Here is a 24,208-nt window from a genome sequence, read left to right on the forward strand (position 1 = left end):
CAACCTGATTCCCTGGAGGCTCCAGCATTGGACGTCGGTGAACGACTGCAATCCATTCGTAAACTCAAAGGCCTTTCCCAGCGTGAACTCGCCAAGCGCGCGGGCGTCACCAACAGCACTATTTCGATGATCGAGAAGAACAGCGTCAGCCCCTCGATCAGCTCGCTGCGCAAGGTCCTTGGCGGGATTCCCATGTCCATGGTCGAGTTTTTCTCCGAAGAAATCCTTCAGGAGAAACCGACCCAGATCGTCTACAAAGCCAACGAACTGATCGACATCTCCGACGGCGCCGTGACCATGAAGCTGGTGGGCCGGGCACACCCGAGCCGGGCGATCGCCTTTCTCAACGAAATCTATCCGCCGGGCGCCGACACGGGTGAAGAGATGCTCACCCATGAGGGCGAGGAAACCGGAATCCTGGTGGAAGGGCGGTTGGAGCTGGTGGTCGGTGTCGAAACCTTCGTGCTCGAAGCTGGCGACAGCTACTATTTCGAGAGCACCAAGCCCCACCGTTTCCGTAATCCGTTCGATGTGCCGGCGCGACTGATCAGCGCAGCCACCCCGGCCAATTTCTAGGGAAAGAGGCGCCGGGCCTGTACGGCAAAGGCGCCCGAGGGAGGAGCTGTCACTTCAAACAAGACCCTTGCGACTTTGGGGTTGTTTCAGTGTGACGGGCTTACCGCTATACTTGCGCCCGCCTGCAAACCGTGGCCGCAGGCGTGACTAGCCACCATTGAGGGTGTACGCGTGAACCTAATTATGAAAATGCTGGCTGCACCAGCAACCGTATTGGCCCTATGGGCAGTCAGTGCCCAAGCGGCGCCCACCGACGATATCGCCAAGCGCCTTGAACCGGTCGGCCAGGTCTGCGTTCAGGGGAAAGAATGCAAGGGGATGGAAGTTGCCACTGCCGCTGGCGGCGCAGGCGGCGCCAAGACGCCGGATGAGGTGATTGCCAAGCATTGCAACGCTTGCCACGGCAGCGGCCTGTTGGGTGCTCCGAAAATCGGTGACGCGGCCGCCTGGAAAGAGCGCGCCGACCATCAGGGCGGCCTTGACGGCATCCTGGCTAAAGCCGTTACCGGCATCAACGCCATGCCACCCAAAGGTACCTGTGCCGATTGCACGGAGGCTGATCTCAAAGGCGCCATCCAAAAGATGTCCGGTCTGAAATAAGCCAGCATCTTCCACAAGAAAGCCGCTTACGAGCGGCTTTTTTGCGGCCGCTGTTTTGCCAGGGCTGTTCATCGCAACCAAGACGCGGCAAGCTCGGTCCAACCCACATTCATGGAATGTCCTGGAGGGTCCGATGGTGCAGTTGTGTTCAATCGAACAGGCGGTGGATGACGTGCTCGAGCGCCTGCCCGCGCATATTCACCTCGGCATGCCCCTGGGGCTGGGCAAACCCAACCTGTTCGCCAATGCGCTGTACCGGCGCATCGCACAACTGCCCGAGCGACAGTTGACCATCTACACTGCCCTGAGCCTGGGTCGACCGAACCTGGGCGATGGGTTGCAGAAACGCTTCCTCGAACCCTTTATCGAGCGAGTCTTCGGCGACTACCCCGAACTGGATTATCTCGCCGACCTGCACCGGGACAGCCTGCCAGCCAACATACGGGTCGAGCAGTTCTTCATGCAGCCCGGCAGCCTGCTGCACAGTGCATCGGCCCAGCAGAACTATGTCAGCAGCAACTACAGCCACGCCGCCCGAGACATCAACGCTGCCGGCCTGAACCTGGTGGCGCAACTGGTGGCGAGTGATCCTGAACATCCGGATCGCCTGAGCCTGAGCTGCAACCCGGACATCACCCTCGACCTGCTGCCGATGATCGCCAAGCGCCGGGCAGCCGGGGAGACCATCCTCCTGGTCGGCCAGGTGCATAACGATTTGCCCTACATGCCGGGCGACGCGGAAGTCGGCATCGATGCTTTCGACCTGTTGATCGACGAGAAGGACAATCACACATTGTTCTCCACGCCGAACATGCCGGTGGGCTTCCAGGATCATCTGATCGGCCTGCACGCCAGTACCCTGGTGCGCGACGGCGGCACGCTGCAGATCGGCATCGGCTCCATGGGCGATGCATTGACGGCGGCGTTGCTGGCGCGCCAGGCCGATAACACCGGTTACCAGGCGTTGCTGGCGGACCTGAACCTTAGCCAGTGGGCGCAACTGATCGAGCGCGAGGGCGGGGTCGAGCCGTTTGCCAAAGGGCTGTACGGTTGCAGTGAAATGTTCGTCAACGGTTTGCTGGTGCTGGCCGAGGCCGGGATCGTCCGGCGCAAGGTCTACCCCGACGAACCGACCCAGGAGCGGGCCAACGCCGGAACCCTGGACGAGGCGGCGCAACCTGACGGCATCTGCATACACGGCGGATTCTTCCTCGGGCCGAGCAGTTTTTACCAACGCCTGCGTGAATTGCCGCAAAGCCGTCGTCTCGAATTCAACATGACCCGCATCAGTTACATCAACGAGCTGTATGGCCAGGAGCAACTCAAGCGCCTGCAGCGTCTCGATGCCCGTTTTATCAACACGGTCTTCACCATGACCCTGCTGGGGGCCGGGGTGGCCGATCAGTTGGAAGACGGGCGGGTGCTCAGCGGCGTGGGCGGGCAGTACAACTTCGTCGCCCAGGGCCATGCGCTGGAGGGCGGGCGTTCGATCCTGCTCCTGCGCAGTTGGCGTGAGGCCGGGGGCGAGATCAGCTCGAACATCGTCTGGGAGTACGGCCATTGCACGATTCCCCGACACCTGCGGGACATTGTGGTGACCGAGTACGGCATCGCCGACCTGCGGGGCAAGACCGATGCCGCAGTGATCGAGGCACTCCTGAACATCAGCGACTCACGTTTCCAGCCCGGGCTGATCGAGCAGGCGCAAAAAGCCGGCAAGTTGCCGAAGGATTTCCGTCTCGACCCACGGTTCGCGGACAACACCTCGGAACGTTTACAGGCCATCCAGGCGCGGCACCCGAATCTATTCCCGGAGTACCCGCTGGGGTGTGATTTCGACGCCATAGAGCGGGATCTGTTGCGAGCGCTGAACTGGCTCAAGAGCAAGTTCAAGCTCACCGAGATCCTGGAATTGGGCAAGGCGGCGCTGGATGCACCGGAGCCATGGGAGTTTGCCGGGCATCTGGAGCGGATGCAGCTGACGAGTCCCGAGGGACTGAAGGAAGAATTGTTCCAGCGGTTGTTGCTTGCCGGGCTCAAGACCACTGCGCCTTAACGGAGCGCACATTCCACTGTGGGAGCGAGCCTGCTCGCGATAGCGGTCTGTCAGGCACATTGATGTGACAGACAAATCGCTATCGCGAGCAGGCTCGCTCCCACAAGGTTATTCGATGAAGGTGACGACGCCGTCCGCCAGCGACTTCACCCGAGCCAGCGATTCAACACGATAGCCCTGGGCATCCAGTTCCGCGCGACCGCCCTGGAACGACTTCTCGATCACGATCCCCAGCCCTGCGACGGTGGCGCCGGCCTGCTTGATGATGGAGATCAGCGCCTGGGAGGCTTTGCCGTTGGCGAGAAAGTCATCGATGATCAGCACCCGGTCGCTGCTGGTCAGGTGGCGCGGGCTGATGGCCACGGTGCTTTCGGTCTTCTTGGTGAACGAATACACGGTTGCCGACAGCAGGTTTTCCGTCAGGGTCAGGGACTGTTGCTTGCGAGCGAAAATCACCGGCACGCCGAGGTTCAGCCCGGTCATGATCGCCGGGGCAATCCCTGAGGCTTCGATGGTGACGATCTTGGTGATGCCCGAGTCCTTGAACAGCGCCGCGAATTCATCGCCGATCAGCTTCATCAACTGCGGGTCGATCTGGTGGTTGAGGAACGCGTCGACTTTCAGAACCTGGTCGGAAAGCACGATGCCTTGCTCGCGAATTTTCTGGTGCAGGGCTTCCATGAAGCCTCCTCTGATGACGTCTTCAGCGTCTGGATTGGGTAAAAAGCGTGGTGGAAAAAGTAGTCGATTCTAGCGCTTTAACATCGCGCGTATATCCGCCAGGGCACTGTTGCCGCGAACGACTTTGACTTCCGTCGGCGTGTCGTCGTTGCCTTCCCAGGCCAGGTCGTCCGGCGGCAGCTCATCGAGAAAGCGGCTCGGGGCGCAGTCGATCACTTCTCCGTATTGCTTGCGCTTGGCGGCGAAGGTGAAGGCCAGCGTCTGGCGTGCCCGGGTAATGCCAACGTAGGCCAGGCGCCGTTCTTCTTCGATGGTGTCGGCTTCGATGCTGGAGCGGTGCGGCAGGATTTCCTCTTCCATGCCCATGATGAACACGTAGGGGAACTCCAGGCCCTTGGAGGCGTGCAGCGTCATCATCTGCACGCCTTCGGCGCCGTCTTCCTCTTCCTGCTGGCGCTCGAGCATGTCCCGCAGCACGAGTTTGCCGATGGCATCCTCGACCGTCATGTCGCCGTCTTCGTCTTTTTCCAGGGTGTTCTTCAACGCCTCGATCAGGAACCAGACGTTGCCCATGCGGTAATCGGCGGCCTTGTCGCTGGAGCTGTTGGTACGCAGCCAGTTCTCGTAGTCGATGTCCATCACCATGCTGCGCAGCGCCGAGATCGGATCTTCCCCGGCGCACTGTTCGCGGACCTTGTCCATGAAGCGCTTGAAGCGCGCCAGGCGGTCGGTGAAGCGGCTGTCCAGGTGCTCGCCCAGGCCGATTTCGTCGGTGGCGGCGTACATCGAGATCTTGCGCTCGGTCGCGTAGTTACCGAGCTTTTCCAGGGTGGTCGAACCGATTTCCCGACGCGGCACGTTGATCACCCGCAGGAAGGCGTTGTCGTCGTCCGGGTTCACGATCAGGCGGAAGTAGGCCATCAGGTCCTTCACTTCCTGGCGTCCGAAAAAGCTGTTGCCCCCCGACAGGCGATAAGGGATCTGGTGATGCTGCAACTTCAGCTCGATCAGCTTGGCCTGGTAGTTGCCGCGATACAGGATCGCAAAATCGCTGTACGGCCGGTCGGTGCGCAGGTGCAGGCTGAGGATTTCCATGGCCACGCGCTCGGCTTCGGCGTCTTCGTTGCGGCAACGGATCACGCGGATCTCGTCGCCGTGGCCCATCTCACTCCACAGTTGCTTTTCGAACTCGTGGGGGTTGTTGGAAATCAACACGTTGGCGCAGCGCAGGATACGGCTGGTGGAGCGATAGTTCTGCTCCAGCATCACCACTTTGAGCGACGGATAGTCTTCCTTGAGCAGCATCAGGTTTTCCGGCCGCGCACCGCGCCAGGCGTAGATGGACTGGTCGTCGTCGCCCACTACGGTGAACTGGTTGCGTTTGCCGATCAGCAGCTTCACCAGCAGGTACTGGCTGGCGTTGGTGTCCTGGTATTCGTCCACCAGCAGGTAGCGGACTTTGTTCTGCCATTTTTCGAGGATGTCGGCGTGGTCCTGGAACAGCTTGACCGGCAGCAGGATCAGGTCGTCGAAGTCCACCGCGTTGAACGCCTTGAGGGTGCGCTGGTAGTGGGTATAGACGATGGCGGCGGTCTGCTCCTTGGGGTTGCGGGCGTTTTCCAGGGCTTCGGGCGGCAGGATCAGGTCGTTTTTCCAGGCGCCGATCATGTTCTTGATCTCGTCCACGCCGTCGTCGCCCGAGTATTCCTTCTGCATGATGTCGGTCATCAGGGCTTTGACGTCGGTCTCGTCGAAAATCGAGAAGCCCGGCTTGTAGCCCAGCCGCGCATGTTCCTTGCGGATGATGTTCAGGCCCAGGTTGTGGAAGGTACAAACCGTCAGGCCGCGACCTTCACCGGCGCGCAGCAGGCCGCCGACCCGCTCTTTCATTTCCCGGGCGGCCTTGTTGGTGAAGGTCATGGCGACGATGTACTGGGCGCGGATGCCGCAATTCTGGATCAGGTGCGCGATCTTGCGGGTGATTACGCTGGTCTTGCCGGAGCCTGCGCCGGCGAGCACCAAAAGAGGGCCGCCGACATAGTTCACGGCTTCTTGCTGCCGGGGATTGAGTCGGGACATGACAGAGTCAGGGAGTCGTTTGCGAAATGGGCCGGCATTTTAACAGGCTCAGAGAATTGTGCTGCTCTGTCCGACTTGTGACGCACACCGCATTGTCATTTGCCGCTTCTGCTACTTTCACGCAGGATGTGGAGCCAATTGCGTTCAGCGCAGGAATTTCGCGTGGAAAAAAACCGCCGAAAGCGCGTGTTTGAGAACCATTGGCATTGGTCATTGCCCATCGGCACGTCATAATGCCGGCGCCTACCACCTTGCAGAGTCTAGGGAGTCAGCTTGTCAACGCCTGTCGAACCCTTGCGTTTGCTGTTATTGGCCCAAGAGCCTGCGTGGTCAGCAATATTGCGCGAGTGCCTGGCGCCCTTGGGGCCCTCGGTCGTGTTGATCAGCGCCCCGAGCTGGGAGTCAGTCAGCAGCCTGTTCGAAGATAATCGCAACGCGGTGTTGCTGACCGTTGCGGCGTTGCAACCGGCGCCGGGCCGTTGCAGCCTGCCCACTATCCTGTTGCTTGAGCACGAGCCGGCGCTGGCCCCCGACGGCGTCAGCGACTGGTTGGTGCGTGATGTCCTCGACACCGCGACCCTGCGTCGTTGCCTGCGCCATGTGCGCGAACGTGGCGTGCTGGAAAACACCTTGCAGCGCCTTGCTGAACAGGACCCATTGACAGGCATTGCCAATCGCCAGGGTTTCCAGACGCTGCTGGCGGCACGCCTGGCGGAAAACGACGGCCGTGGCCTGGCCCTCGGTCACCTGGACCTGGACAACTTTCGTCACGCCAACGATGCCCTCGGCCACCAGGCCGGTGACCGCTTGATCCTGCAAGTGGTGTCGCGACTCAAGGGCTCCCTGGAAGCCGGCGATCAATTGGCGCGCTTGGGCAGTGATGAATTCGCCCTGCTGATCGATACCCGCCGCGCGCCACAACGGGCCGAGTGGATGGCCGAGCGGATTACCGAAGCCTTGGCCGAGCCCTATTGGGTGGACGGTGAAAGCCTGCTGATCGGCTGCAGCCTGGGCGTTGCCCACGCTCGCGCCCAGGCCGGCGCCGATCCGCTGATGTGGCACGCCCACATCGCCATGCAGCAGGCCAAGAGCACCCAGGGTTGTACCTTTCATATCTTCAACGAGCGCATCAACCGCAACGCCCGCAGCCTCGCCGACCTGGAAAGCGAACTGCGCCGGGCCCTGCGCCGTGACGAGTTGGAGCTGCATTACCAGCCACGGCTGAACCTCGATGGCGGCCACATTGTCGGCCTCGAAGCGTTGGTGCGCTGGCGTCATGGCGAACGCGGACTGTTGCCACCGAGTGAGTTCGTGCCGCTGGCCGAACAGAGTGGCCTGATCGTGCCGCTGGGGTACTGGGTGATTTCCCGGGCGCTGCGGGACATGCAGGCCCTGCGCGAGCGGGGGTTGGCGCCGTTGCACATGGCGGTCAACCTGTCGTTCCGGCAGTTCCAGGACAGCCAGTTGTTGCCGACCTTGAGCCGGCTGATTGCCGAGCGGGGTGTCGAGGCACAATGGCTGGAATTCGAACTCACTGAAACCGCCGTCATGCGCCGCAGCGAGCTGGTCAAGCAGACCATGGATGCCCTGGGTCGCCTGGGGGTGCGTTTCTCCCTGGACGACTTCGGCACCGGGTTCTCCTCGTTCGTGCACCTCAACAGCCTGCCTATCACCTTGCTCAAGATCGACAAGAGCTTCGTTGGCGGCATGGAGCAGCGTGAAGAGAACCGCAAGCTGGTGCACGCCATGATCAACCTGGCCCACAACCTCAACCTGGAGGTGGTGGCCGAAGGTGTGGAAACCCGGGAGCAACTGGACCTGCTGCGCGGCTTTGGTTGTGACCAGGTGCAGGGCTTCTTGATCAGCAAGCCGTTGCCGCTGCCGGAGTTGGTTGAATACCTGACATTCGATGGCAATCAGCAGTCCACACTGGAAATGAGCTAATACAAATTCCTGTGGGAGCGAGCCTGCTCGCGATAGCGGTAGACCAGTCGGCAGCTATATTGACTGACACATCGCCATCGCGAGCAGGCTCGCTCCCACAAGGGATGCTCATTCAGGCTGAACGACCTCGAAACGTTGCTGCCCAGGCTCACTGCGAATCATCCGCTTCATCTTCCATTCAAACGCCAGCGTCAGGCTCACGGCCGCGCAAGCCAGCCCCAGGGCCAGGCCCCACCAGACGCCGGTCGGCCCCCAGTTCAGGTGAAATGCCATCCACCACGCCGCCGGCGCGCCAATCAGCCAATAGCATCCCAGGCCAACCAGGAAGGTGGTCTTGGCGTCCTTCAGTCCACGAATGCAGCCCATGGCAATGGTTTGCGTGCCGTCGAACAGCTCGAACCACGCCGCCACCGCCAGCAGGCTTACGGCCAGGTTGATCACGTCGCGGAACGCCGGGTCGTCGTGGTCCAGGAACAGGCCGACCAATTGATGGGGCAGCAACCAGAACACCATGGCGAACGCCAGCATGGCCGCCGCGCCAAAGCCAATCCCGACCCGACCGGCCAGGCGCGCCATCGGCAACTGTCCGGCGCCGTAGTGTTGGCCGATGCGCATGGTGATGGCGTAGGACATCCCCGCCGGCACCATGAACGCCACCGAGACGATTTGCAGTGCGATCTGGTGGGCGGCCAACGGTGTGCTGCCCATGGTGCCCATGCACAGCGCGGCGAACGCAAACAGCCCGACTTCCACTGCGTACGTGCCGCCAATCGGCAGGCCCAGGCGCCACAGTTCCTTGAGGTATTGGCGGTTGGGCCGCGACAGGCCGTCGAGCAGTGGGTAGGCACGGTAGGCCGGGTGCCGATGGATGTGCCAGGCCAGCGCCAGGGCCATGCAATTGGCGACGATGGCCGTGACCAGGCCGATCCCCATCAGGCCGAGTTTCGGCAGGCCGAACATGCCGGTGATGAGCGCGTAGTTGAGCAGGAAGTTCGCCACCGTGCCGCCGAGGCTGATCACCATGACCGGTGTGGCCCGGCCAATGGCGCTGGTGAAGCCGCGCAGGGCCATGAAGCTCAGATAACCGGGCAGGGCGAACGGCAGCGCCAGCAGGAACTGTCCAGCGGACAGCACGTTGGTTTCAGTCTGGCCGAACATCAGCAGCACGGGCTTGAGGTTCCACAGCAGCAGCCCGGCCATCAGCGCCATCAACCAGGCCAGCCACAGCCCGGCCTGGGTCAGCCGGGTGGCGCCTTCGACATCGCCTGCGCCCTGGCGGATCGCGACCAGGGTGCCCACCGCGGCGATCACGCCGATGCAGAAGATCGACACGAACGAATAGGTGGCCGCTCCGAGCCCGCCGCCGGCCAGGGCTTCGGGGCTCAGGCGCGCCATCATCACGGTGTCGGTGAGCACCATCAGCATGTGCGCCAACTGTGAGGCAATCAACGGCCCCGCCAGCCGCAGGATGGCCCAGAGTTCGGTACGCACAGGATGCCGCATGATCATCACGCTCCATGTTCAAACAAGGCAGTAAAGCGACGATTCTCGGCGCTCTCGGCGGATTGCACAAAAGGATAAAAAACATCGCTGGCATGATTAAAACTCATGCTGGGTGGGTTTCTGGTAGGGTTGGCAAACAACGCCATGGAGCTTTTGCGATGCCTCGTCGTCTTCCGCCTCTTTATGCGCTGCGGGCATTCGAAGCCGCGGCGCGCTACAGCTCGTTCACCCGGGCCGCCGAAGAGCTGTCGATCACCCAAAGCGCGGTCAGCCGGCACATTCGCACGCTGGAAGATCACTTTGCCTGCCGGCTGTTCCTGCGTAGCGGGCGCAACCTGCAATTGACCGAGGCGGCGCGGTTGCTATTGCCGGGTGTGCGGGAGGGCTTCATGGCGCTGGAACGCGCCTGCCATACCTTGCATGGCGAGGACGGCATCCTGCGCATGAAAGCGCCTTCCACCCTGACCATGCGCTGGTTGTTGGCGCGTCTGAGTCGCTTCCGGCATTTGCAGCCCGGCAACGAGGTGCAACTGACCAGCGCCTGGATGGACATCGACTCGGTGGACTTCAACGTCGAGCCCTTCGATTGCGCCGTATTGCTGGGCAATGGGCACTTTCCCGCAGACTGGGAGGCCAGTTTGCTGTTTCCCGAGGAGTTGATCCCGGTGGGCGCGCCGAACCTGTTGAACGACCAGCCCTGGGATGTGGCGCGGTTGGCCAGCGCTGAACTGCTGCACCCCACGCCGGATCGCCGGGACTGGCGCAACTGGCTGCAGCGCATGGGCCTGTCCGACAAGGTTTCGCTCAAGGGAGGGCAGGTGTTCGATACCCTGGAGCTGGGCATGATCGCGGCGGCACGCGGCTATGGCGTCTCCATGGGCGACCTGTTGATGGTGGCCGAGGATGTCGCCCAGGGGCGCCTGAGCTTGCCATGGCCGACAGCAGTCGCCAGTGGTGAACACTATTACCTGGTCTGGCCAAAAACCCGCCCGGGTGGTGAACGTTTGCGCCGACTTAGCGACTTCCTCCAGGGCGAGGTGAAGGCCATGCAATTACCCGACGTCGAGCGTCTGGGCTGAAACGTTGCAGTTGGCGTGATAGCTACTTGGCATTAATCCTTCCAAACCGCTCAAGTATTTGGCTTTGCCGCCGAATCCGTGAAGATGGGACCCTCGTTCAGAAAGGGCCTACTTACACCTCACCCGAATAAAATGCCGAGCGTGCGACGTGATCAGAATGATCCGGTCTCTCGGCCAGGAGCCGTCATGTCTCAACCCCGCGCCCGGATCGCCTCACAGTTAGGCCTTGCCCTCGCCGTGATACTGGCGATCGTGATTTCCGGCAGTACCGTCTTCGCCCTGCGTTCGCTGGACGCTGCCAACCTTGCCACCCGTGAAGAGCACCTGGCCAGCGAAGCGCGCCTGATGGCCGACCAGCTCAATACCTTCCACAGCACCTTGCGCGAGAGCACTCAGCGCTTGGCCGGTCTGTTCGAAAAACGCTTCAGCGCGGGCCTGAGTGTGCATCCGGACCAGCCGGTGACGGTGGCGGGCGTACAAACCCCCGGCTTGAGCCTGGGCGGCGAAGTGTTGAACAACAACTTCAAGGAAGTGGATGACTTCAAAGCGATGACCGCCGGGGTTGCCACGGTGTTCGTGCGCAGTGGCGACGACTTCATCCGCGTCAGTACCTCAGTCAGCAAACAGGACGGTACGCGGGCCATTGGTACCGTGCTCGACCGTGCCGGCCCTGCCTATGGTCCGGTGATCAGCGGGCAGAGCTACATTGGTCGAGCCCTGCTTTTCGGACGTTTCTACATGTCGCAGTACACGCCCGTACGCGATAGCAGCGGCAAGATCATTGCCGTGTTGTATGTAGGTTTCGATTACACCGACGCGCAGAATGCGCAGTTCGAGAACCTCAAGCGCTTCCGCATCGGCCAGACCGGTTCGCTGGCCTTGCTGGATGAACAAAACAAATGGCTGGTGCCGCCGGCCGGCGTGCAGGCGCTGGACCAGGCGAGCGCGACCATCGCTGGGCTGGTCAAGAAACCGGGCAAGGGCACGTTCTGGACCGATACCGCCGAAGATTTCTACAGCGTTGCCGTCCCGTTCGAGGGCGGGCCGTGGGCGGTGGTGGCGAGCATGCCGAAAGCCGAGATTCGCGCCGTGACCTGGAGCGTCGGTACGCAACTGGCCATTGGCAGCCTGCTGGCGATGTTGTTGGCGGTGGGCTCGGCGATGTGGCTGTTGCGTAGCAAACTGGCGCCGCTCGGCGACCTGGTTCGCCAGGCCGAAGCCTTGGGCGCCGGCGACCTGAGTGTGCGCCTGAACGTGTCGAGCCATGATGAGATCGGTCAGTTGGCCCGCGCCTTCAACCAGATGAGCCAGGCCCTGTCGACCATGGTCGAGCACATCCGCAAGGCCTCCCAGGAGGTCAACAGCCGCGCCCAGGCGCTGTCCGGGTTGTCCAGCGGGGCGTACGAAGGCATGGAGCAGCAGTCCGGCGAAATCACCAGCATGGCTGGCGCGGTGGAAGAGTTCAGTGCGACCTCATTGAACATTGCCGACAACATGGGCAACACCGAGCGCCTGGCCCAGGAAAACGCCCAGCAAACCCGTATTGGCCGGACCTCGATGGACGAAGCATCGTCGTCCCTGGAGCAAATTGCCGGCGCGCTGAACAGCACGGCCACGGTCATCAATACCTTGGGCCAGCGTTCCCAGGAAATCGGCGGCATCGTTGGCGTTATCACCTCGATCGCCGAGCAGACCAACCTGCTGGCCTTGAACGCCGCCATCGAAGCCGCCCGCGCAGGCGAGCAGGGCCGTGGTTTTGCCGTGGTGGCTGATGAAGTCCGCAGCCTGGCATCCCGCACCCGCCAGGCCACTGACGAAATTTCCAGCATGATCAACAGCATCCAGCAGGAAACCGGCAATGCCATCAGCACGATGGAGCAGGGTAACCTGTTGATGCAGGAAGGCCTGTCGCGCAACGCCAATGTGGCCATGGCCCTGGCGCGCATCGACGAGCAAAGCCGCTCGGCCGGCCAGCAATTTGCGGCGATCACCACCGCCACTCAGGAACAAAGCAGCACCGCGACCCTGCTCAGCAGTAACCTGCAAAGCATCGCCATGGCCAACAGCGAACAGCGCCAAGTGGTCTCGAACCTGGCACTCACCGCCAAGGAACTGGAAAAACTGGCCCAGGACCTGCGCCAAGAGGTTGATCGGTTCCGCTGAGGCACTGCACACAGTTTGGCGGCGAACATCAAGCTCGCAACTACCGGATAACCCTGTGGGAGCGGGCTTGCCCGCGAAGGCGATCTCACCGCCAACGTCATCGAAACTGGTCCGGCGCTTTCGCGAGCAAGCCCGTTCCCACAGTTTTTGCTCACGGATGTTCGCGCTTTTGGCGGGCACTCCAAATCCCTGTGTGCGAGCTTGCTCGCGAAGGCGCCGGCATAGCCACTTCTTTACCCACTGACCCACCGCTTTCGCGAGCACGCTCTCGCAAAGTCCCTGCCCAGGATCTTCCTTCTTTTACGGAATTTGCTGTTTTTAGGCTTGCTGAAACGTTTCTTCAAGTCTATAAAAACCGCACAACTCCAATAAAAGGTCACGATCATGACTCCGCTCAAACTCCTCATTACCCTTGGCGTGCTGGGTGCTACCTCCCATGCGATGGCTTGGGATTACGTCCTGTTGGACACGGATAAAGCCGCTCAACCCTGGCAAATCACCAGCCAGCAACTCGGCGTGAAGACCGGCAAGCCCTTTTCCGTGACGATGCGCACCCTGCACGGTGGCCGCCAGGAAGGCGTCAGCATCGTCGACATCGACAACGGTACGCTGAAGCTTTCAGTCGTCCCGACCCGCGGCATGAACGTGTTGCAGGCTTCGGTCGGGAATGTGCGCATGGGTTGGGATTCGCCCGTCAAGGAAGTGGTCAATCCGGCGTTCATTGAGCTGAACGGTCGAGGCGGGCTGGGCTGGCTCGAAGGTTTCAACGAACTGGTGACTCGCTGTGGCTACGAATGGGTCGGCCATCCCGGCATGGACAATGGTGAGTTGCTGACCCTGCATGGTCGCGCCGCCAATATCCCGGCCAACAAGGTCACTTTGCACATCGATGAAAAACCGCCTTACGCCATCACCTTGCGAGGCGAGTTGAAGGAGCAGGCCTTCAAGAAGGTCGATTTCTCGGTGCAGACCGAACTGGTCACCGAGCCTGGCAGCGTGACGTTCGCGCTCAACGACACGCTGACCAACAACGGCGACTATCCAAAGGAATACCAGGCGCTCTATCACAGCAACTTCAGCACGCCGTTCCTGGAGCAGGGCGCTCGTTTCGCGGCACCGGTCCAGCAGGTCTCGCCGTTCAACGACAAGGCCAAGGGCGATCTGCCTGATTGGCAGACCTACCGCGCGCCCACCAAGGATTACGACGAAACCGTCTATAACGTCGTGCCGTACGCCGACGCCAAGGGCGACACGCTTACCGTCTTGCACAACAAGGCCGGCAGCCTCGGCGTGTCGGTGGGCTTCAATACCAGCACGCTTCCCGTGTTCTCCCTGTGGAAGAACACCGATACCCAAGGCCAGGGCTACGTGACCGGGCTGGAACCAGGCACCAGTTTTTCCTACAACCGTCGGTATCAGCGACCACTGGGCCTGGTTCCCACGATCGCGCCGAAAGAGCACAAGCAGTTCCAGATCCACTACAGCCTGCTGGCGGATAAGGGCGCCGTGGATAAAGCCCTCAAACGCATCGATGAAATCCAGGGTGGCCGCAAGACCGAGGTGCGGGATACGCCGCTGGTGGACCTGAGCAAGCCATGAAGTACTTCAGGGCGTAGCGGGCCGATACTGCAACGCCTCGGCCAAGTGCTCGCGACTGATCCGTTCCACCTGCTCAAGGTCTGCCAACGTACGGGCGACCTTGAGCAGGCGGTGGGCGGCGCGCAGCGACAGGGTCAGCCGTTCGCAAGCGGTTTCCAGCCACGTTTCATCGAGCGCGGATAGTTTGCAATGCCGACGCAAACCCGGCAGATCCAGGAACGCGTTGGCACAGCCCTGGCGTTTTTGCTGGCGTTCCCGGGCTTCGGCCACGTACTCGGCGACAGTGGCCGTATCGGCACCGGGTTCGCTTTTGGGGTTCAACGCCGTGGCCTCGCGGGCAACCGTCAGGTGCAGGTCGATGCGGTCCAGCAGGGGGCCGGAGAGCTTATTGCGGTAGCGCTGCACCATGTCTGGCGTACAGGAGCAACGGCCGCTGGGCTCGCCTAGATATCCACAGGGGCAGGGATTCATCGCCGCCACAAGTTGGAAGCGTGCCGGAAAGCGCACACGGTCACGGGCACGAGAAACCACGATGTGGCCCGACTCCAACGGTTCTCTCAGGACTTCCAGCACCTTGCGGTCGAACTCCGGCAGCTCATCCAAAAACAGCACGCCATGGTGGGCGAGGGTGATTTCCCCTGGTTGCGGTTTCGATCCGCCACCCACTAGCGCCGGGCCGGAAGCCGAATGGTGGGGCTGGCGAAACGGGCGTTGTGGCCAATGGCTCAACGGTACGCAACTGGCCACTGACTGGATGGCCGCGACTTCCAGGGCCTCGCTTTCGGCCAAGGGTGGCAACAGCCCCGGCAGACGGCTCGCCAGCAGTGTCTTGCCGGTGCCCGGTGGACCGCTGAACAACAGGTTATGAGCTCCTGCGGCGGCGATCAGCAGTGCCCGCTTGGCCCCGGCCTGACCTTGCACCTCATTCAGGTCGGGATAGGGTTTGCTGGCCGAGAGCAGTCCATTGGAAACGAAAGGCTCGACCGGCGTGTGACCGTTGAAATGCGCCACCGCTTCGAGCAGATGATCCACGGCGATCACCTTCAGCCCCGAGGCCAGGCAGGCCTCCTCGGCGTTGGCCCGTGGCACCACCAGCATACGCCCGGCCTTGCGCGCCGCCAGTGCCGCGGGCAATACCCCGCGCACTGGACGTACCGCGCCGGACAAGGCCAGTTCACCGAGGCATTCCACATCATCCAGAGTCAGGGTTGGCACCTGCACGCTGGCCGACAGGATCCCCAAGGCAATGGCCAGGTCGAAGCGCCCGCCGTCTTTTGGTAGATCTGCCGGCGCCAGGTTCAGGGTGATGCGCCGCGCCGGGAAATTCAGCCCCGAATTGATGATCGCGCTGCGCACCCGATCCTTGCTTTCCTTTACCGCCGCCTCTGGCAGACCCACCATCGTCAGCGACGGCAAGCCATTGGCCAGGTGAACTTCAACGGTAACGGCAGGAGCCTCCACCCCCACCTGGGCGCGGCTATGGACAATGGCAAGCGACATGAATCGTTCCTTGAGTAAATAGGGCGCCGCGTCCTGCGGCTCTTGAAGACTAGTCGTGGGGATGCGCTTGGGCGCGGCAATTTAAGGCGGAAAATTTGGCAGGATGTTTCGACGGCGAGTGACGGCCGAGGGCGGCAGGCACGATGCCGTTCAGCGCATGCCCACCTGAAATACCAGGCGCCAGCCCTCTGCTAGACTGCGATTTGCCCAGTCGGCACTTGGCGGTATCAACGGCACAGCGAGGAAGTGGCCATGAACGATCTGCTGGCTCTGTTAACCGACAAGCGTTTCATGCCCCACGGGCATTGCTACATGTGGCGCCCGGACCTGCTGTGGACCAATGTGATCGCCGACGGCTTGATCACCCTGTCCTACGTCACCATCCCCTTCACCCTCCTGTACTTTATCCATAAGCGCAAGGATGTGCCGTTCGATTGGATGCTGGCGGCCTTTGGCGTGTTTATCCTGGCCTGCGGCACCAGCCATGTCATGGAGATCCTGACCATCTGGCAGCCCTATTACTGGCTGTCGGCGCTGGTCAAGGTAATCACCGCGATTGCCTCGGTGATTACCGCCATCCTGCTGATCCGATTGGTGCCTGCGGCGCTGAAGATCCCCAGCCCGCAGCAATTGGCCAAGGTCAACGACGAGTTGCGCGAGGCGCAGGCCGAACTGGTCACCACCGCGCGCCGGGCCGGCATGGCGGAGATCGCCACCAATGTGCTGCACAACGTCGGCAATGTGCTCAATAGCGTCAACGTGTCAGCCCAGGTCCTGTACGAGAAGGTGCATACATCCAAGGGACCTGGAGTGGCCAAGGTCGTCCAGTTGATGAAGGAGCATCCCGATGACCTCGGCGATTTCATCAGCAGCGACCCTAAAGGTCGCGCGCTACCTGACTATCTCGACAAGCTGGCCGACGCGCTGGCAATCGAGCAGCAGGCGATGATCGCCGAGTTGGCGCAGTTGACCCGCAGAATCGACCATATCAAGGAAATCGTCGCCACCCAGCAGTCCTACGCCGGCAACTCCAGCGTATTGGAACCGGGCTCGCTGCGAGAGTTGGTCGAGGATGTCGTGCGCATTTGCGATGTGTCCCTGTCCCGTCACCACATAAAGCTGGTCAAGGAGTTCAGCGATGCCCCGCAGATGCCGCTGGACAAACACCGAGTGCTGCAGATCCTGGTCAATCTGATCAACAACGCCAAGCAGGCGCTGGACGCGGGTACGAACCGGCCGCCGCAGATCATCCTGCGTCTGAAGATCGTTGACGACAGGTGCGTGCGGGTTGAGGTCGAGGACAATGGCGAGGGGATTTCCCAGGACAATCTTGCACGGGTGTTCGAGCATGGCTTTACCACGCGCGTCGACGGGCACGGCTTTGGCCTGCACAGTTGCATTCTGGCGGCGCACGAGATGGGCGGCGATCTGACCGCGCAGAGCGCGGGGCCGGGCAAGGGCGCGCTCTTTATCCTGGAACTGCCGCTGGCAGTGGCCCCGGGCCAATCTCAGCGGGCGGCAGATGCTTGAGCGGCTCGCCTTGGCTTTGTAGCGCGAGCTCCAAGAGTGGGGCTCAGGCTGCCAAGTCGAGGCTTATTCCTGGGGCTGGGCCAGTCGCGCTTCCAACTCCGCGACCTTGGCCTCCAGGCTTTCGAGCCGCGCCCGGGTCCGGGCCAGCACGACCATCTGGCTGTCGAATTCTTCTCGGCTTACCAGGTCCAGTTTGCTGAATCCGCTTTGCAGCAGGGCCTTGAACTGGCTTTCGATTTCGCTCTTGGGCAGCGGCGTATCACCACTCAAGATACGGGAGGCATGGCCGCTCAGGGCGTCGAGGAGGTCTTTGGGGGCAAGCATGTGCAGGTGTCCTGGAAACAATGGCGGGCAGTGTACCACGCAGTGTCTATAGTCAATTTGCAAGCAAGGATGCACGCTTTTCGCGCACGAGGCCGGGCATCGTCGCACTGTTGTTGTGCGTATCGCTGCGGTTCGTGGTGCGGAGCAAGCGGGCACGGTGGGTAAGAGACTGAAATCAGGGGGTTTGGGTACAGATGGCAAGGTTTCTGCTTAGAGGCTGATGACCCATGCACTGATGCAGTCGCTGTGACGAATGCAGTGCAGCAGGCGGAACGGGGAGTTTCGTCAGGATCGGTTAACTGGCACCTGTCGGGCAACTTGGGCCGACGATGCGTTACAAAGCCAGGCACTGCGCTTAGACTTGAGTCGGGTTTGTTTTCCTGGGGCAAGTCCACCAATTCGGGAGAAAGTTTCATGAAGCTAGTCACTGCCATCATCAAGCCGTTCAAGTTGGACGACGTGCGCGAGTCGTTGTCCGAGATCGGCGTGCAGGGCATTACCGTTACTGAGGTCAAAGGCTTCGGTCGGCAGAAAGGTCACACCGAGCTGTATCGCGGCGCGGAATACGTGGTCGATTTCCTGCCCAAGGTGAAGATCGATGTCGCCATTGACGACAAGGATCTTGACCGGGTGATCGAGGCAATCACCAAGGCCGCCAACACCGGCAAGATCGGTGACGGGAAGATCTTTGTGGTCAATCTGGAACAGGCTATCCGCATCCGTACCGGCGAAACCGATACCGACGCCATCTAAGCCGCCAAACCCAACGCCCCAGGAGAAAACAATATGACTCTGCGTAAACTCGCAGGGCTAGGAGCCCTGTTGTCCTTCGCAATGCCAGGCCTGGCCATGGCAGAAGAAGCGGCAGCCCCAGTCCTGAACTCCGGCGACACCGCTTGGATGCTCACGGCCACGATTCTTGTACTGTTCATGACCATTCCCGGCCTGGCACTGTTCTACGGTGGCATGGTTCGGTCGAAAAACCTTCTTTCCGTGATGATGCAGTGCTTCGCCATTACCGGTCTGATCAGCGTCCTGTGGGTCATTTATGGCTACAGCATTGCGTTCGACACCACGGGTATGGAGCAGGGCGTCGTCAACTTCAACTCCTTTGTCGGCGGCCTGGGCAAAGCGTTCCTGGCCGGCGTCACCCCGTCCAGCCTGACCGGCCCGGCGGCGCTGTTCCCTGAAGCGGTGTTCATCACCTTCCAGATGACCTTCGCCATCATCACTCCAGCGCTGATCGTCGGTGCGTTTGCCGAGCGGATGAAGTTCTCCGCCATGCTGGTTTTCATGGGCGTATGGTTCACCCTGGTGTATGCACCGATCGCCCACATGGTCTGGTCCGGTAACGGCGGCCTGTTGTGGGACTGGGGCGTGCTGGACTTCGCTGGTGGCACCGTGGTGCACATCAACGCCGGTATCGCAGGTCTGGTGGCGTGCCTGGTACTGGGCAAGCGCAAAGGTTTCCCGACCACGCCGATGGCGCCGCATAACCTGGGTTATACCCTGATGGGCGCGGCCATGCTGTGGGTCGGCTGGTTCGGCTTCAACGCCGGTTCCGCCGTCGCTGCCAACGGCACCGCCGGCATGGCGATGCTGGTGACCCAGATCGCTACCGCTGCGGCGGCGCTGGGCTGGATGTTTGCCGAGTGGATCACCCACGGCAAGCCAAGCGCACTGGGCATTGCCTCGGGCGTGGTGGCGGGCCTGGTTGCAATCACCCCGGCTGCCGGCACCGTGGGCCCGATGGGCGCCCTGGTCATTGGCCTGGCGGCAGGCGTGGTGTGCTTCTTCTGCGCCACCACCCTCAAGCGCAAACTCGGCTACGACGACTCCCTGGACGCCTTCGGCGTGCATGGCATTGGCGGTATCCTCGGCGCGATCCTGACTGGTGTGTTCGCGGCACCGGCACTGGGTGGCTTCGGCACCGTGACCGATATCGGTGCGCAAGTGTGGGTTCAATTCAAGGGCGTGGCTTTCACCGTGGTCTACACCGCGATCGTCACCTTCATCATCCTCAAGGTGCTGGACGCCGTCATGGGTCTGCGTGTCTCCGAGGAAGAAGAAGCCGTGGGCCTGGACCTGGCCCAACACAACGAACGTGGCTACAACTTGTAAGCACACGTAATAAAAAATGCCCGGTTCGCCGGGCATTTTTTTGTCTGGAGTTTGTCATTGCTCACAGGGTGCAGCGGTTTTCCGACTCCTTTTGTTGTGGATGCGACATGGGGTTTTGTACCGCCAAAGGCTTACACCGAGGCAAGAATATTAGGCCCTTTGTTTTTTCCCAGAGCGCGCTAGAATGCGCGCCGAACGTGCGGAGATCTGTATGTGGCAACAGACGCTGATAACCCTGCGGGCAAGGCCCCGGGGCTTTCATCTGGTGACGGACGAATTGCTTGCCGGCCTGCCTGAACTCCAGGCGTGTCGTGTCGGTCTGTTGCATCTGTGGCTGCAGCATACCTCGGCTTCGTTGACCATCAACGAGAACGCCGATCCGGCGGTACGTCGAGACTTCGAACGATTTTTCAATCGGCTGATCCCACAAGGAACCGCCGACTATGAGCACAACGACGAAGGCCTGGACGACCTCCCGGCGCACTTCAAGGCCAGCGTGCTCGGTTGCCAGCTAAGCCTGCCGGTCACGGCAGGACGGTTGGCATTGGGTACCTGGCAAGGTGTTTATCTGGGCGAGCACCGTGATCACGGCGGTGCTCGTAAAGTCCTCGCCACCTTGTACGGTGAAGAGGCATAACCGCTGATTGCCGGCGGATGTTGAATTTTTTCTGGCAGCCTTCGAACAGATGGCGAAGCTGGGCTATAACTAATCTGCTTTTCGCAAGTCATGAGGTAGAACATGAGCGACGATGATCTGGAAAACGACGACCTCGAAGTAGGCGACGAAGACGAGACCGAAGAAGGCCTTGAAGCGGCGGCTGAAGACGTAGCCGACGATGATGGGGCCGATGTTCCGGTACCTACCGCCAAAGGCAAGGCCAAGGCTGCGGTGTCGATCGACGAGTTGCCGAGCGTAGAGGCCAAGAACAAGGAGCGTGATGCGCTCGCCAAGGCCATGGAGGAATTCCTGGCCAGGGGCGGAAAGGTGCAGGAAGTGGAGGCCAACGTGGTCGCTGATCCGCCCAAGAAGCCTGACAACAAGTACGGCAGCCGCCCTATCTGAGCTTCTGCTTCCTGCTTGCTGAAAAAGCCCGCCGTCGCTGCGGGCTTTTTCATGGGCGCAGCTCCCCGGCCAGGCACATTCCTTGTGGGAGCTGGCTTGCTCGCGAAAGCGGTTTAACGCTCAACAGATGAGTGACTGATACCCCGTCTTCGCGAGCAAGCCCGCTCCCACAGAATTTGTACCTGGAACAGCGCCGCAGTACACCGCTCCCACTGGGTTCAGGGCTGGCTATGCCAACCCGCCAGCAACCCCGGCAGTTCGGTCAGGCTGCGGATTTCCGCATCCGGCACATGGTCGGCCTCCCAGGCCTTGCCCGTCGGGTTGAACCACACTGCGCGCAGGCCGGCCTGTTGGGCGCCGGCGATGTCATCGCCTGGGTGGTCGCCAATATGCACGGCGGTCTGCGCCGTGGCGCCGCCGCGTTGCAGGGCTTCGTGGAACAGCCGGGCGTCAGGCTTGGCAATGCCGATGTCTTCGGCGCACAAGGCGAATTTGAAATAATCCGCCAACCCCAGGCGCCGCACGTCAGCGTTGCCATTGGTGACCACGCCAAGGGCGAAATGGTTGGCCAGGATCTCCAGGGTAGGCTGTACCTCGGGGAAAACCTCCAGTTGATGACGGGCATGCAGGAACGTCTCGAATGCCTCGTCCGCCAGCTCGGATGCTTGCCACTGGTCGTAGCCGGCCTCTTGCAGCGCGCGGAACAGCACCCGCCGGCGCAATGCACTGATGCGATGCTTCAGGCCGGGCTCTTCGCGCAACACTTGCTCGCGAATCGAAAAAAGATGCTCCACCGGTACGCCGCCCAGGTTCGGTGCGTTGTCGGTCAGCCATTGGCGGAGTACGGCTTCGGCGCTGGCGATCACCGGGGCGGTGTCCCACAGAGTGTCGTCCAGGTCGAAAGTGATGAGCTCGATGGTCATGATTCGTCGCCCTTGATGCGTTTGGCCCTGGGGTGGGCACTGTCATAGACCGTCGCCAGGTGCTGGAAGTCCAGGTGGGTGTAGATCTGTGTGGTCTTGATGTCCGAGTGGCCGAGCAGCTCCTGGACGGCGCGCAGGTCCTGGGACGACTCCAGCAGATGGCTGGCGAAGGAGTGCCTGAGCATGTGCGGGTGCAGGTTCTGTCCCAGTTCGCGTTCGCCAGCCGCCTTGACTCGTACCTGGATCGCCCGCGGACCGAGGCGTCGCCCTTGTTGACTGACAAACACTGCGTCGTCGGCGGGGTTGGTCAGCGCCCGCAGCGGTAGCCACTGCTCCAGGGCTTCACGGGCCTTGCGGCCGACGGGCAGCAGGCGGGTCTTGCTGCCCTTGCCGAGCACCTGGACCATGCCATCGGCCAGGTCCAGTTGATCCAGGTTAAGCCCCGTCAGCTCCGAAAGCCGCAGGCCGGAAGAATAGAACAGCTCGAGAATCGCCTGGTCTCGTCGAGCCAGGAAGTCATCCTCGACGGCACCTTCAAGGAGTTGCAGGGCGCGATCGGTATCGAGGGTTTTCGGCAAGCGGCGTTCGCCCTTGGGCGGTGCCAGGCCGGTGGCTGGATCGTGATCGCAGAGGCCTTCGCGATTGAGGTAGTGGTACAAGCCGCGCACCGCTGACAACAGTCGCGCCAGGCTGCGGGAGGATTGCCCCTGTTGATGCAGTCGGGCGATCAGGCTGCGCAAGCGCTGGATATCCAGGGCCGACCAACTGCCGATGTTCTGCTTCTGGCACCAGCCCAGGACTTTTTCCAGGTCGCGGCGATAGGCTGACAGCGTGTGGGGCGACACCTGGCGCTCACTGCGCAGGTGTTCGCAGTAGGCGTCCAGTTGCCGTTCCATCTCAGCGTACCGAGCGCAGCGAACCGGCGACCCTTGGCAGCACCCGGCCGGTGACTTCGGCGATGTAGCTCAGAAACAGCGTGCCCACCGAGCTCTTGTAGTGCTGCGGATCGCGGCTGGCGATGGCCAGCACGCCGTGTACGCCCTGGTGGGCGATGGCGACGACGGCGGTGGAGCCGATCTGCTTGCGTTGTTCTTCGCCGAACAGGAAGTCCAGCTCATGTTCGCGCAGGCTGCCGCTGACGCTTTTGTTTTCCGTGAGCAGGCCGCCGATGGCTGTCTGCGCTTCGGCGTGGGTCACCCAGCGGCCCACCGGCATGGCGTTGTCGCCGAACAGGATCAGGCTGACGAAGGGCACCTGGAAATCCTGGCGCAGGCTGTCTTCGACACTCATGACCAGGTCTTCGAGGGTGGTGGCGTCCATCAGGGCCAGGATCAGCCGGCGGGTCTTGTCGAAAAGCCGGTCGTTGTCCCGGGCCACGTCCATCAGGTGCGAAAGACGATGGCGCATTTCGATGTTGCGCTCGCGCAGGATTTTCATCTGGTGCTCCACCAGCGACACGGTATCGCCGCGCCGGTGGGGGATGCGCATCGTCGCAAGCAGTTCTTCATGCTCGACGAAGAAGTCCGGATGAGCTTCCAGGTAAGCAGCCACGGCCGCGGCTTCTGGAAGGCTGGGGAATTCGTCGGGCTGTGGGGCTGGAACCTGTGGCTGGTCGGTCATGGGTTTGGCTCACTCAAAGACGAACTTGTCCTTCGTATACGCGCACTGCCGGGCCGGTCATCATCACCGGTTGGCCAGGGCCCGCCCATTCGATGGACAGGCGCCCGCCGGGCAGGTCGATCAACAATGGCGAATCCATCCACCCCTGGCTGATCGCAGCGACTGCGGCGGCACAGGCGCCGGTACCGCAGGCCTGGGTTTCCCCGGCGCCGCGTTCCCAGACGCGCAATTGTGCGCGATGGCGGTCGATGACTTGCAGAAAACCGACGTTCACCCGTGCGGGGAAGCGCGGATGATGCTCGATTTTCGGCCCCAGCTCATGCACCGGGGCACTGTTGATGTCGGTCACTCGCAGCACGGCGTGGGGGTTGCCCATGGAGATCGCCGCCAGTTCCACCAGGGTGCCGTCGACGTCCACCTGATAGCTCAACGCTTGCGCCGGTGCCTGGAAGGGGATATCTGCTGGCACCAGGCGCGGGGCGCCCATGTTGACGCCGATCTGGCCGTCGCTGCGTACATCCAGCTCGATGATGCCGCTCTTGGTCTCGACGCGGATATGTCGCTTGGCGGTCAGGCGCTTGTCCAGCACGAAGCGGGCGAAGCAGCGCGCGCCGTTGCCGCATTGCTCCACTTCCGAGCCGTCGGCATTGAAGATCCGATAACGGAAATCCACGTCCGGGTTGTTGGGCGCCTCGACGATCAGCAACTGGTCGAAACCGATGCCGGTGTGCCGGTCACCCCATTGCTTGGCATGCTTGGGCAGGATGTGCGCGTGCTGGCTGACCAGGTCGAGGACCATGAAGTCATTGCCCAGGCCGTGCATCTTGGTAAAACGCAGCAGCATGGT

The 24,208-nt window shown here is 61.7% G+C and carries 21 protein-coding genes; 12 read left to right on the forward strand and 9 right to left on the reverse strand.

All coding sequences use genetic code 11. The annotated features are described in order from the left end of the window. The first annotated feature begins 27 nt into the window (after positions 1-27). From AC30D9_RS08360 to AC30D9_RS08370, 3 genes are all read left to right on the forward strand, one after another. Positions 28-576, forward strand: a complete 549-nt coding sequence (locus tag AC30D9_RS08360) for a cupin domain-containing protein (protein WP_003206841.1) — start codon at positions 28-30, stop codon at positions 574-576. Positions 577-759: 183 nt separating this feature from the next. Beyond that, the gene (locus AC30D9_RS08365; protein WP_490143868.1) at positions 760-1,176 is read left to right on the forward strand and encodes a c-type cytochrome; all 417 of its coding nucleotides are present in this window, start codon (positions 760-762) and stop codon (positions 1,174-1,176) included. 133 nt (positions 1,177-1,309) lie between these two features. Next, positions 1,310-3,232, forward strand: coding sequence for an acetyl-CoA hydrolase/transferase C-terminal domain-containing protein (locus AC30D9_RS08370; protein WP_490143869.1), 1,923 nt, complete (start codon positions 1,310-1,312; stop codon positions 3,230-3,232). A 108-nt stretch (positions 3,233-3,340) separates the two neighbouring features. Here the strand turns inward: AC30D9_RS08370 and AC30D9_RS08375 are convergent, their stop codons facing one another. Both AC30D9_RS08375 and rep read right to left on the reverse strand, forming a co-directional pair. Then, positions 3,341-3,913: a xanthine phosphoribosyltransferase gene (locus AC30D9_RS08375; RefSeq protein ID WP_109752690.1), complete on the reverse strand. Its 573-nt coding sequence runs from the start codon at positions 3,911-3,913 to the stop codon at positions 3,341-3,343. Positions 3,914-3,982: 69 nt separating this feature from the next. Beyond that, positions 3,983-5,992, reverse strand: coding sequence for a DNA helicase Rep (rep, locus tag AC30D9_RS08380; RefSeq protein ID WP_109752688.1), 2,010 nt, complete (start codon positions 5,990-5,992; stop codon positions 3,983-3,985). Positions 5,993-6,265: 273 nt separating this feature from the next. Between rep and AC30D9_RS08385 the strand changes: the two genes are divergently transcribed. Then, positions 6,266-7,936 (forward strand): putative bifunctional diguanylate cyclase/phosphodiesterase, encoded by a 1,671-nt coding sequence (locus AC30D9_RS08385; RefSeq protein WP_490143870.1) that lies wholly within the window; start codon positions 6,266-6,268, stop codon positions 7,934-7,936. 108 nt (positions 7,937-8,044) lie between these two features. Here the strand turns inward: AC30D9_RS08385 and AC30D9_RS08390 are convergent, their stop codons facing one another. Next, positions 8,045-9,439, reverse strand: coding sequence for a NorM family multidrug efflux MATE transporter (locus AC30D9_RS08390; protein WP_490143871.1), 1,395 nt, complete (start codon positions 9,437-9,439; stop codon positions 8,045-8,047). Between the two features lie 158 nt (positions 9,440-9,597). On the opposite strand from AC30D9_RS08390, the gene AC30D9_RS08395 reads away from it, so the two are divergent. From AC30D9_RS08395 to AC30D9_RS08405, 3 genes are all read left to right on the forward strand, one after another. Further along, on the forward strand, positions 9,598-10,518 hold the full coding sequence (locus AC30D9_RS08395; protein ID WP_134926386.1) for a LysR substrate-binding domain-containing protein: 921 nt from the start codon (positions 9,598-9,600) through the stop codon (positions 10,516-10,518). A 186-nt stretch (positions 10,519-10,704) separates the two neighbouring features. Beyond that, positions 10,705-12,681 carry a methyl-accepting chemotaxis protein gene (locus AC30D9_RS08400; RefSeq protein ID WP_490143872.1) on the forward strand — a complete coding sequence of 659 codons (1,977 nt, stop codon included), beginning with the start codon at positions 10,705-10,707 and terminating at the stop codon, positions 12,679-12,681. A gap of 384 nt (positions 12,682-13,065) precedes the next feature. Continuing rightward, positions 13,066-14,280 carry an aldose 1-epimerase family protein gene (locus tag AC30D9_RS08405; protein ID WP_134926383.1) on the forward strand — a complete coding sequence of 405 codons (1,215 nt, stop codon included), beginning with the start codon at positions 13,066-13,068 and terminating at the stop codon, positions 14,278-14,280. 6 nt (positions 14,281-14,286) lie between these two features. Here the strand turns inward: AC30D9_RS08405 and AC30D9_RS08410 are convergent, their stop codons facing one another. Next, positions 14,287-15,780, reverse strand: a complete 1,494-nt coding sequence (locus AC30D9_RS08410; protein WP_307572715.1) for a YifB family Mg chelatase-like AAA ATPase — start codon at positions 15,778-15,780, stop codon at positions 14,287-14,289. A gap of 252 nt (positions 15,781-16,032) precedes the next feature. Between AC30D9_RS08410 and AC30D9_RS08415 the strand changes: the two genes are divergently transcribed. Continuing rightward, positions 16,033-17,310 carry a sensor histidine kinase gene (locus tag AC30D9_RS08415; protein ID WP_490143873.1) on the forward strand — a complete coding sequence of 426 codons (1,278 nt, stop codon included), beginning with the start codon at positions 16,033-16,035 and terminating at the stop codon, positions 17,308-17,310. A 63-nt stretch (positions 17,311-17,373) separates the two neighbouring features. Here the strand turns inward: AC30D9_RS08415 and AC30D9_RS08420 are convergent, their stop codons facing one another. Further along, a complete protein-coding gene (locus AC30D9_RS08420; RefSeq protein ID WP_134926377.1) occupies positions 17,374-17,634 on the reverse strand; it encodes an accessory factor UbiK family protein in 261 nt (86 codons plus the stop codon). 414 nt (positions 17,635-18,048) lie between these two features. Between AC30D9_RS08420 and glnK the strand changes: the two genes are divergently transcribed. The 4 genes from glnK to sutA all read left to right on the forward strand — a co-directional run bounded on the left by glnK (position 18,049) and on the right by sutA (position 20,818). Continuing rightward, entirely contained in the window at positions 18,049-18,387 is a 339-nt protein-coding gene (glnK, locus tag AC30D9_RS08425) for a P-II family nitrogen regulator (RefSeq protein WP_002555808.1), read from the forward strand. Positions 18,388-18,420: 33 nt separating this feature from the next. Then, the gene (locus AC30D9_RS08430; RefSeq protein WP_134926376.1) at positions 18,421-19,755 is read left to right on the forward strand and encodes an ammonium transporter; all 1,335 of its coding nucleotides are present in this window, start codon (positions 18,421-18,423) and stop codon (positions 19,753-19,755) included. A 211-nt stretch (positions 19,756-19,966) separates the two neighbouring features. Continuing rightward, a complete protein-coding gene (locus AC30D9_RS08435; protein WP_490143874.1) occupies positions 19,967-20,392 on the forward strand; it encodes a secondary thiamine-phosphate synthase enzyme YjbQ in 426 nt (141 codons plus the stop codon). Positions 20,393-20,494: 102 nt separating this feature from the next. Beyond that, positions 20,495-20,818, forward strand: coding sequence for a dormancy-specific transcriptional regulator SutA (gene sutA, locus AC30D9_RS08440; RefSeq protein WP_134926374.1), 324 nt, complete (start codon positions 20,495-20,497; stop codon positions 20,816-20,818). A gap of 218 nt (positions 20,819-21,036) precedes the next feature. On the opposite strand, the gene AC30D9_RS08445 is transcribed toward sutA, so the two are convergent. Genes AC30D9_RS08445 through dapF form a run of 4 tightly spaced genes read right to left on the reverse strand, consistent with a single transcriptional unit; the run spans position 21,037 to position 24,205 of the window. Then, positions 21,037-21,741 (reverse strand): HAD family hydrolase, encoded by a 705-nt coding sequence (locus AC30D9_RS08445; protein ID WP_134926372.1) that lies wholly within the window; start codon positions 21,739-21,741, stop codon positions 21,037-21,039. After that, positions 21,738-22,637 carry a tyrosine recombinase XerC gene (xerC, locus tag AC30D9_RS08450; protein WP_307572707.1) on the reverse strand — a complete coding sequence of 300 codons (900 nt, stop codon included), beginning with the start codon at positions 22,635-22,637 and terminating at the stop codon, positions 21,738-21,740. The genes AC30D9_RS08445 and xerC overlap by 4 nt, the downstream gene beginning before the upstream one ends. A gap of 1 nt (position 22,638) precedes the next feature. Then, entirely contained in the window at positions 22,639-23,361 is a 723-nt protein-coding gene (locus tag AC30D9_RS08455; protein ID WP_134926368.1) for a DUF484 family protein, read from the reverse strand. 13 nt (positions 23,362-23,374) lie between these two features. Continuing rightward, positions 23,375-24,205: a diaminopimelate epimerase gene (gene dapF / locus AC30D9_RS08460; RefSeq protein WP_490143875.1), complete on the reverse strand. Its 831-nt coding sequence runs from the start codon at positions 24,203-24,205 to the stop codon at positions 23,375-23,377. Between the last annotated feature and the right edge of the window lie 3 nt (positions 24,206-24,208).

The sequence above is a fragment of the Pseudomonas sp. DF11 genome (assembly GCF_058148565.1).